The organism is Collinsella provencensis (assembly GCF_900199705.1).
Taxonomy (GTDB): domain Bacteria; phylum Actinomycetota; class Coriobacteriia; order Coriobacteriales; family Coriobacteriaceae; genus Collinsella; species Collinsella provencensis.
On the sequence record NZ_LT904908.1, the window covers coordinates 1,139,078 to 1,155,696 of the forward strand.

A 16,619-nucleotide genomic window follows, 5' to 3' on the forward strand; every position below is an offset into this window, starting at 1 on the left:
CAACACGGCTCTTTATAATTAAACGCATCGAATCAAACCCGCGCGAACCCGAAAGGTTGCCATGGAGTTTTATGCAAGTTGTCCCGAAGGCTTTGAGGTCGCATTGGCGGATGAGCTGCGCGCCCTTGGACTCCGCCAGGTTCGTCGACTCAAGGGCCGCGTGACGTTTACAGGTGAAACGTCGGACGCGTATCGGGCTTGCCTGTGGTCGCGTTTGGCAAGTCGCGTGTTCGTGCTGCTCGACCGTTTTGACTGCTTCGATGCCGATAGCTTGTATGCCGGTGCACGTGAAGTTGCCTGGGAGCAGCATCTCGCACCGGGTGCAACCATTGCCGTTGCGGCACGTGGCACCACTGACGAGCTACGAAACTCTCATTTTTCCGCGCTGTGCGTGAAGGATGCAATTTGCGATCGCCTGGCTGAGAAAACGGGCCGCCGACCCGATGTTGACGTAGAGCATCCGGATGCGCGAATTCTGCTCTCTTTGCGTGGCGAGCGAGCGAGCCTGCACCTCGACCTTTCGGGCGATCCGCTGTTCAAGCGTTTGCCGCGTGAGGCAACGCGCTCCAGTTCCAATGCTGCCCACGTACTGCGTCCCGATTACGCCGCGCTCGTGCTGTCGCAAGCAGGCTGGTACAGCGCGTGTACTACTGCGATAGGCACGGGAGTCCGTGACGGAAGCCATGCGGTAGATGCGGCAGATGCTTCGGATGCCCGTGGCAGAAACGATGCGACAGATGCAAGCGCGCGTGACGGAAGTGGCGCGGCAAATACGGCGGATGCAGCATGGGAACGCGGACGCAGCGAGAGCAACGCAAGCACTACAGACGCAGCGGATATGACGACCCCCTTGGCGCTCGTCGATTTTTCTTGCGCAGGAGGCGGCATCGTCCTTGAAGCTGCAAACATGCTGCTCGACCGCGCGCCGGGCATGCAGCGTACGCATTGGGGATTTGAGGGTTGGCGCCGCTACGACGCCGACATATGGCGCATGCTGCTCGATGAGGCAGACGAGCGAGCGCAGGCGGCGGCACGCCGAGTTGCCGACAATGGTGCCCTCATCGTCGCAGCTGACTCCGACAACGGCTCCGTCGAGTTCGCCCGTCGCCTCGTACGAAAAGCCGGTTACGCCCGTTACGTGCGCTTTGTTCCCGCTGGCGCACCGACCATCCTCGAGGCGCTTGAACAAAACGGAATCGTAACCAGCGTCCCCGCCCAAACCGCACTTGTTGCCGACACAACCGAAACCCCCATCAAACATCTTTCCACGCTGCTCGCCCTCGCCGCTGACCTGCGTAATAGCGACGCGCTCGCGCCTGCGCGCCTCTCCGCTCTCACACGCGATGACATGCTTGTTCGCGCGCTGGGCACGAAGCCCGCCGCGGTGCTTGACGTCATACCCAACAACACGGAGGCCCGCATCCTCACGTTCGCTCCCGATGCTTGCCGAACCTCCGCCTCCGCTCCTCAAACCTCCGCTTCCCAACCTTTCGCTTCTCAAGCCTCCACTTCCCAACCTCAAAATCCGTTGGATTTTCTGCATTTTGAGAACTCAAATGCCCCTGAAATGCCGATAAAGCAACGGAATTCGACTGGTGTAGAGAAGGCGACGCCGCAGGACACCGAAGCAACGCGGCAGCAAGCTCATGCCGCAACAACGCAGGAACAGCATCCCGCCACTGGTGCAATCATCGACCTTGGGGACGGAACGCCCTGCCCCGTGCTCATCCCCGAGTCGGAGCAATTCGCGCGCCGTCTGCGCAAGGTGGCGAAGCAGCGCCGCAAGTGGGCGCAACGCGAGGGAATCAGCTGCTACCGCGTGTACGACGCCGACCTGCCCGACTATTCCGCCGCCATCGACCTGTACGAGGGCTGCCCCGCCACCCCAGGCCGCTGGCTCGTCATCGCCGAGTACGCGGCTCCGTCCTCGGTCGACCCAGCGCTCGCACAGGCGCGCATGCTCGACATGCTAACCATCGCCCCGCGCATCATGGGTATCGCTCCCGAAAACGTCTTTGCCAAAGCGCGCACGCGCTCGCGTGGCGGCTCGCAATACAGAAAGGGCTCACAGGCGGGAAACGCCCACGCTCGCAACGGCAAGGCCCCAAATCGCGCACGAAACGCCGCATCAAACACCCGTTCAAGCCGCCTCGGCGGTCCCGGCTCCAACCCCCACGGCGCCAACAACGCCCTACAAGACATCCGTACATGCAAGCTGCCCCTCATCCAAGAGGGTGGCCTCACCTTCGCGGTCAACTTCGATGACTACCTGGACACCGGCATCTTCCTCGACCACCGCATCACGCGCGGACTCGTCCGCGAGCACGCACGTGGTCGGCGCTGGTTCCTCAACCTGTTTGCCTACACGGGCACCGCGACCTGTTACGCCGCCGACGCGGGCGTTGAGGAAACCGTGACCGTCGACCTTTCGAACACCTACCTCGACTGGGCAGAGCGCAACATGGAGCAAAACGGCTTTACCGGTCCCGAGCACCACTTCGTCCGCGCGGACGTGCTCAGCTGGATCCGTGATATGCAGCGCACACGCAACCGCTGGGACCTCATCTTCTGCGACCCGCCCACGTTCTCCAACTCGTCCAAGATGGGGCAACGAACCTGGGACGTCCAACGCGACCACGTAGAGCTGCTCATCGGCCTTTCGCACCTGCTCAAACGCGACGGCGAGGCCATCTTCAGCTGCAATTTGCGCACGTTCCGCCCCGACTTCGACGCCCTGGAAAACGCCGGGGTCGAACTCGTCGACATCACGGAGAAAACCATCCCGGAGGACTTCGCGCGCAACAAGCGAATCCACCGTTGTTATATCGTGCGAAGGATATAGCGCTTCCGCTGGAAAGGGCTATACTAGTGCGCTAATATCGGGCCCCGGAACCGTGCGGAGCTCGCTTTTTTGACAGAAGAAGGAAGCGATGTCACAGACAACTGATTCCGCTGCGTCCGTGCAGCACGATGCGCATGGCGCAATCCCGGTGAGTATTGGCGCGATGTTGGTCACGCTCGGCGTGGTGTACGGCGATATCGGAACGTCGCCCATGTACGTCACGAAGGCGCTGCTTGCCGGCCAGGGTGGCATCGCGACGGTTACCGAGGAGTTCATCCTCGGCGCGCTCTCACTCGTCATTTGGACGGTCACGCTCCTGACCACCGTGAAGTACGTGCTTATCTCGCTCAAGGCCGACAACCATGGCGAAGGCGGCATTTTCGCCCTTTACAGCATCGTTCGCCGCTATGGCAAAAAGCTCATCGTGCCCGCCATGCTCGGCGGCGCCGCGTTGCTCGCCGACGGCGTGCTCACTCCTGCGGTGACCATCACCACGGCAATCGAGGGTCTGCGCACCATCGACGCGATCCACAACATCATGGGCGACGACCAAATGCGCGTAGTCATCATCACGCTCGTCATCGTCTGCATCCTGTTCGCGGTGCAGCGCGCCGGCACCTCCAAGATCGGCCATGCCTTTGGCCCGGTCATGACGTTTTGGTTCCTCTTCCTGGGCGGTACGGGCCTGGTCTACGTACTGGCCAACCCCGTTGTGCTCAAAGCGTTCAACCCCGTGCGCGGTATCGCGTTCCTGTTGAGCCCGCATAACACCGCTGGCATCATGATTCTGGGCAGCTGCTTCCTCGCCACCACCGGCGCCGAGGCGCTTTACTCCGACATGGGCCACGTGGGCCGCGGTAACATCTACGCTACCTGGCCGTTCGTGAAAACCTGCCTCATCCTTTCGTACCTGGGCCAGGGCGCATGGCTGCTCGCCAACGCGGGCAATAGCGAACTGCTCGCCATCAACGACCTCAACCCGTTCTTCCAGATGCTGCCCGAGATGATGCGCCCGTTCGGCGTCATCCTCTCCACCTGCGCCGCCATCATCGCCTCGCAGGCACTCATCACCGGCGCGTTCTCCCTGGTATCCGAGGCAAGCCGCCTCGACCTCATGCCCCACATGCAGGTCTTCTATCCCGCCGAGACCAAGGGCCAGCTCTACATCCCCATGGTCAACAACGTGATGTGGGTCGGTTGTGCCTTCGTGGTCCTGCTGTTCCAGAGCTCCGCGCGCATGGAGGCCGCCTACGGCCTCGCCATCACCATCACGATGATCTGCACTTCGTTGCTGCTCTTCTTCTACCTGCACGGCGTACGCAAGCTTCACGTGTTCCCTTGGATCTTCGTGGTGTTCTTCGTGTCGCTTGAGGGCTTCTTCTTCATCTCTTCACTCACTAAGTTCTTCCACGGCGGCTACTTCACCATCCTGCTGGCGGCCCTCATCATGTCCGTCATGGTGGCTTGGTACAACGGCAGCCGCGTGGAGCGTCGCCAGTACACCATGCTGCCGGTGCGCAAGTACCTTGAGCAGCTCGGTCGTTTACGCAACGACTCCTCCTACGAAGTTCTCTGCGACAACCTGGTATACCTCACCAACAGCACGTCAACCGACATGCTCGACCGCGACATCCTGTACTCGATCTTCGACAAACATCCCAAACGCGCCAACGCGTATTGGTTCCTGAATGTCGAGGTCACCGACCAGCCGCACACGTTTGAGTACTCGGTTGAAAACTACGGTACCGATTACGTGTTCCGCGTGCATCTGCACTTGGGCTACAAGGTCAACCAGCGCGTGAACGCCTATCTGCGTCAGATCGTCGGCGACCTGCGCGCCTCGGGTGAGCTGCCTGCGCAAGTCAGCCCGTATTCGGTGTACAAGGAGCCGAACTCCATTGGTTCGTTCAAGTTCTGCATGATTCGCAAGACGCTTGCGCCCGAAAGCGACGTGGAGCCCTCCGATGCGCGCGCAATTGCCATCAAGTACGCGATCCGCCGCTTCGCCGGCTCGCCCGTGCAGTGGTTTGGCCTGGAGAACTCCAACGTGCTGTATGAATACGTGCCGCTGTTCACCAAGTTCAAGCACGTCGACCACATCAAGCGCGTGGAAATTGCTGAGTAGTCCGGGCATCTCCGCGGGCTAAGCCCACTTGAGCGAAAGGAAGCAACCGCGGTAGCATGGCATTTCCTCCCAAATCAAGAGACGAGCTGTTTCTGCTTAAACGCGATGCTTTAATTCGCTGCTCACCTCAGAAAGGCCGACCTCTTGGTCGGCCTTTCTGTTGTCTGGACAAATCGCCCCTGTGCCCCTGTATTAGGCTGATTCTCCCCGTTCATATTCTCTCGTTACCAAAATCGACGGTTGTGTGGGGTTTTCAATGAGGGCCTCGAGTAGACAGGGGATTCCCGAAGACGAAGGCGCAGGTAAAACGGCCGAGGAACTTGCCTCTACTCGGGCCTTTGCCCGGAATCCCCACACAACCGTCGATTTTGGTACCGACCAATTAAGTCAATCTTAAATTCTGCAAGTTAATTAATTTAAGATGATATTATTCTCGTCCCGCCTTTCCTGGAAGGAAGAAACCATGGACGAGGTTCTTTGCGGTCTGAGCGCTTTTCGTTTTCATAGGATTCCCCCTCAGGTACTTATGTTGTGCCCACCGTTGACGAGCGTAAAGAAACATGACGTACTCCAACACCCCCTTGTTCAGGAGATTCTTGGCAGCCCGCTTCACATATTGGTTACTGATAAAAAAGATCGCAGAAAGAACCTGGCTGTTCTCACGCAACTCTGGAGTCAGCCATTCCCGCCTGAAGCAATAAGGGAAACCATGCATGACGTGCAAGTCACCTCACCACTTTTCACCCTACTTTTGCTTGCGCCAAAACTTTCTGAAACGCATCTTGCAATGGCAATGTTTGAATTCTGCGGGACATTCAGCGTATTCAAGCCGTCCTCTCATGTTGAAGAAGCTTTGAGACGTTCCGAGACTGAACGGGTATTTCCACGCAATTTTGGTTGGGAACGCGTCAAAGACTCATCGAACAAGCCGACAGATCTTTGGCGCAGGCCTCCTCTTGTTGACTTGGACGAGCTTAGGGATTACGCCGAAACTATACAAGGATTATATGGAAGCAAGAAATTCCGGAGCGCCGTGAAGGCCGTTACGGGCATTACTGCCTCACCATTCGAGGCGCAATTGTCTCTCCTTTGGAGGCTGCCCCGCCGGAAGGGAGGGAAAAATCTAGCTGGGTTTTCCAACAATGCAGAAATCAGGTTAACCCATCAGGCGAAACTGGTGTATCCAAAACTTCGTTGTTACGGAGACCTCTTTTGGGAGGGCGACGACGAACACGCTCCTGTTGATGTCGAATGCCAGGGAGCGGTTGTCCATAACGACTCCACCTCATTCATTTCAGACTCAGATCGAATAACTGCGCTCAGCTCTATGGGCATTGAAGTCATCCCCATTACATACAAGCAAATCGTTTCACCAAGTAGCTTTAATGCAGTAAGCGACCTGGTAGCCCACAAACTTGGGGTGAAAAAACGAAGGAATCAATGCAGCGACAGCGAACTGGAGCGCAAGTTGCGCCAGGAACTTTTCATCGACTGGAATACGCTTGGAACATAGCCTCTCTCACCCAAAATCGACGGTTGTGTGGGGTTTTCAATGAGGGCCTCGAGTAGACAGGGGCTTCCCGAAGACGAAGGCGCAGGTAAAACGGCCGAGGTTTTTGCCTCTAGTCGGGCCTTTGCCCGAAATCGACACACAACCGTCGATTTTGGACAGTATGCAAAGTGGGGCGCGGCAAAAGCGCCCGTTCACACAACGAGATGCCAAGCTACGTCTTTAAAACAGGCTATCCGATCCAGTTTTTGAGCCAAAGCTCCATGGAGCGACTCATTTCGGCCATGAAGTCGCTCGTATGTTTGCGATTGAAAATGTCGCGAACACGGGATCCCGGTTCAGTGGCGTGCGGGCGGAACATCGCATCCATCTCGGCGACCTGCGCATCGAGCATCGCTTCGTCGGCGCGGCGATAGCGCTCTGACATCACAAGGTTTGCCACAGGATGCGGTGTCACTGGCCATTCACGTGCGGGAACACCCAAAATGAGCATTGATAGCGGCACCGTGTGCACAGGAAGATCGAGCAGCTCGCGAACCTCCTCGGCGTTTTCGACGATGTCTCCGATGTAGCAAGTTCCCAATCCCACGGCCTCGGCCGCAATCACGGCGTTTTGTGCCGCGGCAACGGTATCCTGTGCGGCAATGGCGAACTCGCCCAAGCCGGGGCGTGCATGCGCAGCCGCATCGGAACCAGCGCCGTTATCCTCCCCATCAAGACACCCAACGTGCTCGAACAGGTCAATCCACTTGCAATAGTCGACCACGAACACCAGCGCCCAGAGAGCCTTGGCGATCATGGGCTGGTTGTCGCACAAAACTGCAAGACGGTCACGTGTTTTTTGACTGCGAATGTCGATAATGGAGTACATCATCATGGCGCCTGCAGTCGGGGCGCGCGAAGCGGCATGAAGTACCGCCTCACGTTGAGCATCGGTAATTTCGCTTTCGGTATCAAATCGACGCGTTGACGTACGACGGTCAATGAGCTCGAGCGTTTCTGCATGCGACGTCATGATGATCTCCCTTCGTTGCGGCTTCTGTTTCAAAGAAAGGCGCCCAACGAGCGCACCGCGGACATAAGATTGCTGCGGCAATTCGATAAACCCTTCTTAAGATATATGGACATGTCTATGGAAACATGGTCTGAGCGGCGGTTTTCAACAAAAACTAGACAAACGATGGGTATCATATCGTCCGTTATCGCGACAAATTCCACGCGCTGCAAACGCTTGGGCAAAACGATTCAGTTCCATGTGATTGCACGCTAAAACGAACATTGGCCTAAAGAGGTTTGCATGTTTACCACCGTTATCTCGCTGATTGGACTCGCCGCATCCATCCTGCTGGGTGCGCGCGAAATGCGTCGCCGCACAGCCGCTGTCGCCGCCGCAGCAAGCGATGTCGAGAACGCCGCAGACGCACCCGAGCGCGTATCCGCGCGCAACGGCCTTGCTGCAGGAGTCGTGTTTTACCTGCTACATCTCGCCGTTGCGGCGCTGGGCGTCCTTGGGCTCGCTCCCGACGACATCCTGTCCCCCATCATCGCGAATATCGTATTCACAGCCTGCGCCTATGCGAGCTTTGGACGCGACCGCGTGTGCGCCTTGCTCGACCGCATCGTGCAGACCGAAGAGCAGCAGCTCGCTTCTGAGCGGACCTTCCGCCCGGACTGCGCTTCGTGCCCCAAGTACGACGAATGTGCCATCCGCATTACGCGTGAAGAGGATCTCACGCGCGTCGCACGTTTCCGTCGCTCGCTGCGTTCGTACGCGCATGCGGCGGCCAAGTTCCTCCGCCGTCCCGCTTCCGTGCGCACCATCGTTCTCATGCTTGCTGGCCTGTTTGCCATGCTCGCTCTCGAAACTCCTTCAAACCACGACCTTACCTGGGCATATCCCCTGTGCATCCTGCTTGAATGGTCAATTATCACCGCCATCATGATGGGGCTGTACTATCTGTTCCAGCGCCGCGGAGCGGGCGCGGGAGTTGCCGCGTTCGTGTTCTGGGGTATTGGTATGGCGGAGTACTTCGTCATCCTGTTCAAATCCATGCCCATCTCCCCCGCCGACCTCTCCGCCCTTCGCACTGCCGCCGCCGTCGGTGGTGGCTACGCTTTCGTCTTCACCGCATTCGGTCTGTACGCGATGGCGCTGCTCGCCGTCTCCCTGCTGCTGTGCTCGATTGCAACGGAGTTCCGCACCGCCCAGCCCAAGGGCGAGCCGCGTGACCGCAAGCTGCTCATCACCAACCTGCTTCTCGCACTTGCGTTGCTTGGCGGCGTGACGGCACACGTCATCCTTATCGACTACTATCACATGCTCAACATCACCGTGTACACGTGGCGCCCGCTTGAGAGCTACTACCGTCAGGGCTTCATCCCCACATTCATCTCGTCTGCCCAGACCATCAAGCCGCCTGTGCCCGAAAACTATTCGGTTGACGGCGCCAAACAGCTGCTCGAGCAAAAGGCTACGAGCTTTGATGAGGATGTCCTGTCCGCCGACACGCAATACATCGCGGCGAGCGGGCAGTTCGAAGAGGAAAAGCCGGTGGTCGTCGCCATCATGAACGAAACGTTCTCCGACCTTTCCATCTACCAGAACATGCACGCCAACTACCAGGGACCGCAGTTCTTCAACAGTCTGAGCGACTGCCTGAGCCGCGGCAAGCTGTACGTCTCGGCATACGGCGGCGGCACCTGCAACACCGAGTTCGAGTTCCTCACGGGCAATTCTATGGCCATGCTCGGCTCAGGCGTGTATCCGTACACCATCTATGACCTGCAGGAAACCGAAAACCTTGCGGCGCAGTTCAAGGACATGGGCTACCACACCGTGGCCATGCACCCCAACCATGCCACCAACTGGAACCGCGAGAACGTGTACGGTAGCTTTGGTTTCGACGAGTTCCTCGCCATTCAGGACTTCCAAGGTGCCGACACGCTGCGCGGCATGGTGACCGACGAAGCCACCTACGACAAGACACTTGAGCTGATCAAGAACAACCCCGATCCACAGTTCATCTTCGACGTGACCATGCAAAACCACTCGGGCTACAAGACGGGCCTGCTGCCGGCCGACGTGCTGCAGCAGTACTACATCGACGGCGTCGCGGATCCCGAGATCAACGAGTTCCTTTCACTCATCGAGGAGTCTGACCGCGCGCTCGAGAAGTTCATCGGCGAGCTGCGCCAGCTCGACCGCAAGGTCATTGTGGTGTTCTTCGGCGACCACCAGCCGTACTTCCCCAACAGGTACAACGACCAGTGGTTTGTGGGCGAGGACAGCGTGACGCACGCCGAACGACTGTGGCAGACGAGCTATATCGTTTGGGCGAACTACGACGTCGAGGGCAACAGCCAGACGAGCGCCACGAATGACCTTTCAACCAACTATCTTGGCGCGGAGCTCATGCGTTTGATCGGCGCACCGCTGTCCGATTATCAGAAGGCACAGCTTTCGCTGCGCGACGCGTTGCCGGCGATCAACACTACCGGTTTCCAGGACCGCACGGGAACGTGGTACCTGTCCAACAGCGGCAGGGACGCCCTCGTGGGACCCAATGCGCTCGCGGCGGCCACCGCAAGGGACCAGCTGGCAACCATCCAATACTACAAGCTGTTCGGCGACGGCAAGGACGTCTACACCAAGCAGCATCAGAGCGCAGCCAATGAGACGGATCCGAATTTGGCGCCGGGCACCACGCAGATTAAGTAGCGCACGGCTGGCAACACCCCGAATCGCCGCACAATCGGCGGTTTGAGGTCCCTGTGGACCTACATGCCGCGGATTCTTCTGGTTGGATGGTCGACCAGCTCTTCGCTGCAACCCGCATGCCCCAACAGATGGTTGCGGACAGCACCATACTGTTTATGCGAGTTGTCGAACGACAGGGCTGCGTTCGGCCCGCTCCCGTTTGGGATGACCGCCCTGCACCTGCCCTGTATTTACAGCTCGCGCTTCTCATAGAAGCGAATTGCCACGCACACGCTCGCAACATAAACGACAACGGAGACGCCCAGGCACGCGCTTGTCATCACGCCGATGCCCGCAGGCGTTTGGACATAGTTGAGAAGCTGCATGATTGAAGCCAGCGTGTCTTCCCCAAGGCCCTGCATCACGAAAAACGGGGACATTGTGACGAGAACCATGGCGAACGGCAACCAATGGGTCGCCTTGGTCTGTCCGAGCTTGAAAAACATCGGGAGGCAGAACGACGCAAGGAGCAAGCCCGTGCAGACACCCACTGCGCTCGTAGCGGCATATGCCATCAGGTCATCTCCGTTTTTGAGAAGGACGGTGTCCAAGATTTCCGGAAGCGTCACAACCTGGCCCAGCGCCGAAAGGCCCAAACCGGCAACGGCAAACAGCCCAGAAATCGCAAGCGAGGCGGCAAGGATGAACGCGTACCTGCCGATCACCACATCTCGCCTGCTCATGGGCATTGCCAAGCGATACGTCGCCCACCCGTTCTGCTCATCGTACGCGGCCGAGCTCGCAACCATGCCAAACGTGAGCATCATGAATACCGTCATCGGCGCCCCGATGATCGAGCCGGTGCCCACAGCCAGGCAAGATGCGACAAAAACCGCAGAGAGCAACATCTGGCGGATGTACTTGGAAAACACAATCGCCTCAATGGCAAATGCACGCTTCATTATCGATCGTCTCCCTTTGAGATGGCGGATTGCGGGCGGTCGGGTTGGTTAGCACCCTCCAAACCTGTAGACCCCTTGAGCATGAACGCCATATAGTCGTCGATGGTCATGTGGTCGCATGGAATATTCGGATACATCTGGGCAAACACGAACCGATTGGGAACAAGCAGGTCGATGCCGTAATCATGGCGCAGCATCCGAGGTTGAGCGCCGACCAGCGCGCCGCTTTGCACAACGTCCTCGACCTCCGCCGCGCGGCACCGAGCGATGCCCATCATGTCGGTGATCTCGTCCTTTGCGAGCGCAAAGACCATCTCGCCCCGGTCTATGCAGATGATTTGATCTGCGATCTTGTCCAAGTCGCTCGTGATATGGCTGCTCATGAGAATCGCGTTTTGCGGATTGCCCCGCTCGTCCTCGGCGGCGACGAATTCGCGCAGCATGTCGAGCACCTCATCGCGTGCCAAGGGGTCGAGTCCCGCCGTCGCTTCGTCCAGGATAAGCACGCGGGGGTGATGGCTCAACGCGCATGCAAGGCCGAGCTTCATGCCCATGCCGCGCGAAAGCGCCTTGGCAGTCTTGCCGGCATCGAGACCAAACGTTTCGAGATGTCCCTCGAAGACCTGCGCGTCCCAAGAACGGTAGGCGCGTGCCATGATTTCACCAACCTCGCCGACCTTCAACTGGCCAGGCAGGGAAACCGTGTCGAACACCACGCCGATCTGCTCTTTGACAGCGGCCGCTCGAGCATCGTGCGCGAGCTTCGCCGAGGGCGCGTCCAAAATGCGCGCCTCACCTGCGTCGAGCTCGATAATCCCAAGCAGCGCCTTGATGATCGTCGATTTGCCCGCGCCGTTCTGGCCGACAAACCCCACGACTTGCCCCGCCTGCACGGAAAACGTTACGTTGTTGAGCGTAAAACCGTCGTAGTGCTTGGTCAACCCGTGGGCTTCGATAAGGGCGCTTCCCGCCGCCACTTGTTCTCGCTGCACGTCTAATGTACTCGTCATGTTAGTCGTCACTCTCCAAAAGGATGGTAAGCATCTCGATGAGCTCCGCCTGCGTCAGGTCCAAGGCACCGGCGGCGTCGATTGCACGCACAAGGTGCCCCTCAACTTCTCGAAGTCGCTCCTCCCGTAGGAGCTCCGCGTTTCCTCCGGCAACAAAGCTGCCTTTGCCCTGAACGGTCTCGATAAACCCAGCCGCTTCCAAATCGGCATACGCGCGCTTGGTCGTGATGGCGCTCACGCGCAGGCTGTTGGCGAGCGAGCGGATTGACGGAAGTTGTTCCCCCGCTTTGAGCTCGCCAACGATGATCTGGTTTTTGATCTGGCTCGTGATTTGCTCGTAGATGGGGCGTGAGCTGGAGCTCGAGATGATGATTTCCACGAAATAGAATCCTTCCTGCCTCCCCGCAAGGCGTCCCCTACGGGTGCGCGCAACGCAAACGACGTCTCATATGCATTGCGGCCGAGCATAGTGTATATACTCGATAAGTACAGTATATACACACCTATACACAATGCAAGGACAATCTGACCGAATCCCCATCGCAACCAAACATCAATATCAAAGAGGCCGACCGGACGGCCAGCCTCTATGAAAAGATGCTTATTCAAATTGTGCGCCAATCGCACGGGCGTGCGTCAGGTATATCTCACGCCAGTCGTGCGCCGATCTCCTTGGCGGCGGCGGGCTTGTCGAAGTTGCCGTTGGTTGCCTTGTTGAGCGCACCCATCACGCGGCCCATGTCCTTCTTTGACTCGGCGCCGACCTCGGCAATGACCCGCTCGATGAGCGCGACGAGCTCGTCGCCCGAAACCTGGGCGGGCAGCAGCCCCTCGAGCACCGCAACCTGCTCGCGCAGGTTCTCCGTGCGCTCGGGATTATTGGCGGCCTTCTCGGACATCTCGAGCGTCTCGTTGGTCTGCTTGAGCGTGCGCTTGATCTGCGCCGTCACCTCTTCCTCGGTGATGTCGTGTGCGGCCCCACGCGCGGCGGCGTTCTTGAGCTCGCCCAGCACTAGGCGAATCACACCCAAGCGCACCTTGTCCTTGGCCTTCATGGCCGCAACCATCTGGGTATGCAGATCTTCGTATGTCATATGAATCTCCTCTATCAAATGCCGACGTGCTGGCCTGCCAGTACGACAGCGCCAGCACGTCAGTCCCTCAATCTACTCGGTGGAAGCGGAACCCGTGTCCTGCGCCTTCGCCTTGCTCATGTCCACGTTGTACGGCACGTTCTCGGGCATTTCGTTGATCTTGATGTCCGCCTTCTCAACATACTCGTTGAGCCATGTGGAATACGCCTCGCCCTGCTTTTCGGTCTTCAGCGAATCCGAAAGCGTCGTCTTGATATCCTCGGGTACTTGGTCGATCGAGGTGACCTCGCCGTCGATGTTGAACATGTCGGTGCACATGATGATGTGGTACCCGTACGTCGTCTTGACCAGGCCACTCACCTGGTCCTTCGACAACCCGGACAACGCCTCCTGGTACTCGTCGACGAACGTGCTGAGCTTATCCCAGCCCACGTCGCCGCCGCTCTCCGCGGAACTGTCCTCGGAGTACTCCTTGGCGGCATCGGCGAACTCGATCTCCCCGCTGTTGATGTCGTCGAGCACCTGCTGCGCCTTGGCTTCAATCTCGGCACGTTCCTCGTCGGTGGCGTCCTCGGTAACCTTGAACAGGATGTGCGAAGAACGACGCGCACCGTTGTACGTGTCGAGGCTGTCGTTCAGCGCGGCGATGATGTCCTCGTCACTCGGATCCTTCGCGGGGGCGACCGCCTCCTTGAGCTTCTCGGCGGCAAGCGAGCTCTTGAGGCTCTCCTTATACGAATCCTTGGTGTAACCGATCTGGGTCAGAATCTCGAGGAACGCGTCCTCATCGCCGCCGTAGCCGGCGACGACGCCATTCCACTGCTCGTCGATCTCGTCCTGCGACACCGTGACGTTATACTCACGCTCCGCCTCGGAAATGAGGTACTGGCGCGCGTAGCTGTTGATCAGATTCTCGCGGTACGTCTCGGGTGTGAGGCCCTGACCGGCGAGGTAGGTGGCCCAATCCTCGTCTGACTCGTAACCGGACTGGCGGATTGCCATAATCTGCGTGGTGATGGTGTCTTCCTTGATGTTGACGCCGTTCACCGTGGCGGCGACACCGCCGGTGAGCTCGTAGTCGCGCGAGTCGGACGCCTGGTTGAGTACACCCGAGCACGCCATGGCGGTCACCGAGAGCAGCATGGCGGCGATGCCTACAATTGCCAGGCCGATCTTGCCGCCCTTGGAGAGCTTTTCCTTGCGTGCCTGCCTGACCTGCGCCTTTGTGAGCGCGGCCTCGGGTTTTGGGTCGCGCTTGACGCGCGCGTTCCGCTTTGCAGATTTAATCTTGTCGGCCATGGGGCATGGCCCCCTTTCATGTGGGTTCTCGAACGGAGCTCTCCGCCCGACTTCATTCGATCGCCCGCTATTCTAGCGCTATCGAGCGTAAACGCCCAAACTAGCCGATGGAGACGGTGAGATCCTCGTTCACGTGCACCTTGCCGTCGGCGAGCAGCTGGACGACCTCGGGATACAGCACGTGCTCGATGGCGTGGATGTGCTCCTCGAGCGTATCGACGTCCCAGCCTTCCTCGACCGCGAGCGCACGCTGGGCGATGATGGGGCCCATGTCGTACGCCGCATTGGCGAAGTGCACGGTCACGCCCGTCACCTTGACACCGCGATCGAACGCGTCTTGGATTCCATGGGCGCCCTGGAAGCTCGGCAACAGCGCGGGATGGATGTTGACCACGCGGTCGGGGAACGTGGCGAGCAGCGGTGCATGGACCATGCGCATGTAGCCGGCCATGATCACGTAGTCGCAGCCCGCGGCGAGCAGCTCGTGGGCGATAACCTCGTCGGCCTGGATGGGGTCGGCGTAGATCTCCTTGGAAAGCGTGAGCGTCTGGATGCCGGCGGCCTCGGCGCGCTTGAGTCCGTACGCAGAGGGGCGGCTCGCCACGACGAGCGTGATGCGTGCGTTGAGCGTACCCGCGTCGATGGCGTCGATGAGCGCCTGGAGGTTGGTGCCGGAACCGGAAAGCAGAACGCCGATGCGCAACGGCTCGCTGGCGTCGGCGGCGCGCTCGGCCTGGATATCGTTGTTGCTCGGCATGGCTGGGACTTCCTCGGCGGTGGCCCCAGCTACGCGGATTGCGGCGTCGAGCTCGGACAAGACGGCGTCCTCCATGGCGTTGTCGTTACTGCTCATCGGTGTACTTCACTTCTCCAGAACCGGCAACGCAGGTGCCCACGCGGAACGGCTTCTCGCCCAGGGAAACCAGCGCCTCGGTGACAGCGGCCTCGTCCTCGGCGGCGACGATGAGCATGAGGCCCACGCCCATGTTGAAGGTCTTGCACGCCTCGTTGGGCAAAAGACCGGCCTCGTTGGCGATGTAGGTGATCACCGGCGGGACGTCCCAACCCATGGCCTCGCCGTTGCGCTCGACGAGCGCGTCGACGCCCGAGGACAGCGCACGGTTGAGGTTCTCGGTAATGCCGCCGCCCGTGATGTGGGCGATGGCGTGGACCTTGGAACCCGCCTCGCCGCGCAGCAGCTCGAGGATCGGCTTCACGTAGATGCGCGTGGGGGCGAGCAGCGCGTCGGCCAGGGACAGACCCTCGGCAACCTGGATGCTCTCGAGCTCGGCCTTCTTGGCCGCGGCCTCGGGGGTGCCGGGAACGATGCCGTCAACGCCGATGACCTTGCGCACCAGAGAGTAGCCGTTGGAGTGGACGCCCGTAGAGGGCAGGCCGATGATCACGTCGCCTTCGCGCACGTTAGCGGGGTCGATCATCTTGGGGCGATCGACGACGCCCACCGTGAAACCGGCCAGGTCGTAGTCGTCCGGACGCATGACACCGGGGTGCTCGGCCATCTCGCCGCCCACGAGCGCGCAGCCCGCGAGCTTGCAGCCGTCGGCCACGCCCTTGACGATCTTGGCCATGTGCTCGGCCTCGATGTGGCCGATGGCGACGTAGTCGAGGAAGAACAGCGGCTCGGCACCGGAGGCGAGGATGTCGTTCACGCACATGGCGACGAGGTCCTGGCCCACCGTCTCGTGGCGATCGAGGATCTGGGCGAGCACGAGTTTGGTGCCCACGCCGTCGGTGCCGGAGATAAGGATGGGGTCCTCCATGTCCTTAAGCGCGGCGGCGGAGAACAGGCCGCCAAAGCCACCGATACCACCGATGACCTCGGGGCGGTTGGTCTCGGCGACCATCTGCTTGATGGCATCGACCGCACGGCCGCCCTCGGCGGTGTCTACGCCTGCATCGGCATACGTGACCTGCTTCTTGTTCTCGCTCATTCCAAACCCTTTCATTCGTGCGGCGCTATCCCGTCTTGTATCGCACCGCAGATGTTTCGCCCTTATTCTAACAAGTGCTTCTGTGTTTTAAACGTACGTCCCACGCTCGCGCAAAATAGGGCTGTTTT

The 16,619-nt window shown here is 59.5% G+C and carries 12 protein-coding genes; 4 read left to right on the forward strand and 8 right to left on the reverse strand.

Annotation, left to right across the window (positions count from 1 at the left end):
• The first annotated feature begins 61 nt into the window (after positions 1-61).
• From rlmKL to C1711_RS05185, 3 genes are all read left to right on the forward strand, one after another.
• Entirely contained in the window at positions 62-2,842 is a 2,781-nt protein-coding gene (gene rlmKL, locus C1711_RS07675; protein ID WP_108722517.1) for a bifunctional 23S rRNA (guanine(2069)-N(7))-methyltransferase RlmK/23S rRNA (guanine(2445)-N(2))-methyltransferase RlmL, read from the forward strand.
• Positions 2,843-2,930: 88 nt separating this feature from the next.
• Positions 2,931-4,967, forward strand: coding sequence for a KUP/HAK/KT family potassium transporter (locus tag C1711_RS05175; RefSeq protein WP_102338085.1), 2,037 nt, complete (start codon positions 2,931-2,933; stop codon positions 4,965-4,967).
• A 463-nt stretch (positions 4,968-5,430) separates the two neighbouring features.
• On the forward strand, positions 5,431-6,480 hold the full coding sequence (locus tag C1711_RS05185; protein ID WP_159060061.1) for a hypothetical protein: 1,050 nt from the start codon (positions 5,431-5,433) through the stop codon (positions 6,478-6,480).
• Between the two features lie 229 nt (positions 6,481-6,709).
• Here the strand turns inward: C1711_RS05185 and C1711_RS05190 are convergent, their stop codons facing one another.
• Complete coding sequence (locus C1711_RS05190) at positions 6,710-7,492, reverse strand: nitroreductase family protein (RefSeq protein ID WP_102338088.1); 783 nt, start codon at positions 7,490-7,492, stop codon at positions 6,710-6,712.
• Positions 7,493-7,774: 282 nt separating this feature from the next.
• On the opposite strand from C1711_RS05190, the gene C1711_RS05195 reads away from it, so the two are divergent.
• The gene (locus C1711_RS05195; RefSeq protein WP_102338089.1) at positions 7,775-10,195 is read left to right on the forward strand and encodes an LTA synthase family protein; all 2,421 of its coding nucleotides are present in this window, start codon (positions 7,775-7,777) and stop codon (positions 10,193-10,195) included.
• Between the two features lie 230 nt (positions 10,196-10,425).
• On the opposite strand, the gene C1711_RS05200 is transcribed toward C1711_RS05195, so the two are convergent.
• From C1711_RS05200 to purM, 7 genes are all read right to left on the reverse strand, one after another.
• Positions 10,426-11,136, reverse strand: coding sequence for an ABC-2 transporter permease (locus tag C1711_RS05200; protein WP_102338090.1), 711 nt, complete (start codon positions 11,134-11,136; stop codon positions 10,426-10,428).
• Positions 11,136-12,128, reverse strand: a complete 993-nt coding sequence (locus C1711_RS05205) for an ABC transporter ATP-binding protein (protein WP_234346267.1) — start codon at positions 12,126-12,128, stop codon at positions 11,136-11,138. The genes C1711_RS05200 and C1711_RS05205 overlap by 1 nt, the downstream gene beginning before the upstream one ends.
• A gap of 19 nt (positions 12,129-12,147) precedes the next feature.
• A complete protein-coding gene (locus tag C1711_RS05210; RefSeq protein ID WP_102338092.1) occupies positions 12,148-12,525 on the reverse strand; it encodes a GntR family transcriptional regulator in 378 nt (125 codons plus the stop codon).
• A gap of 268 nt (positions 12,526-12,793) precedes the next feature.
• Positions 12,794-13,240 (reverse strand): GatB/YqeY domain-containing protein, encoded by a 447-nt coding sequence (locus C1711_RS05215; RefSeq protein WP_102338093.1) that lies wholly within the window; start codon positions 13,238-13,240, stop codon positions 12,794-12,796.
• Between the two features lie 72 nt (positions 13,241-13,312).
• Positions 13,313-14,539: a peptidylprolyl isomerase gene (locus C1711_RS05220; RefSeq protein WP_234346269.1), complete on the reverse strand. Its 1,227-nt coding sequence runs from the start codon at positions 14,537-14,539 to the stop codon at positions 13,313-13,315.
• Positions 14,540-14,639: 100 nt separating this feature from the next.
• Positions 14,640-15,392, reverse strand: a complete 753-nt coding sequence (gene purN, locus C1711_RS05225; protein WP_102338094.1) for a phosphoribosylglycinamide formyltransferase — start codon at positions 15,390-15,392, stop codon at positions 14,640-14,642.
• Entirely contained in the window at positions 15,382-16,491 is a 1,110-nt protein-coding gene (gene purM / locus C1711_RS05230) for a phosphoribosylformylglycinamidine cyclo-ligase (RefSeq protein WP_102338095.1), read from the reverse strand. Before purM ends, purN begins: the two co-directional genes overlap by 11 nt.
• Positions 16,492-16,619: the final 128 nt, after the last annotated feature.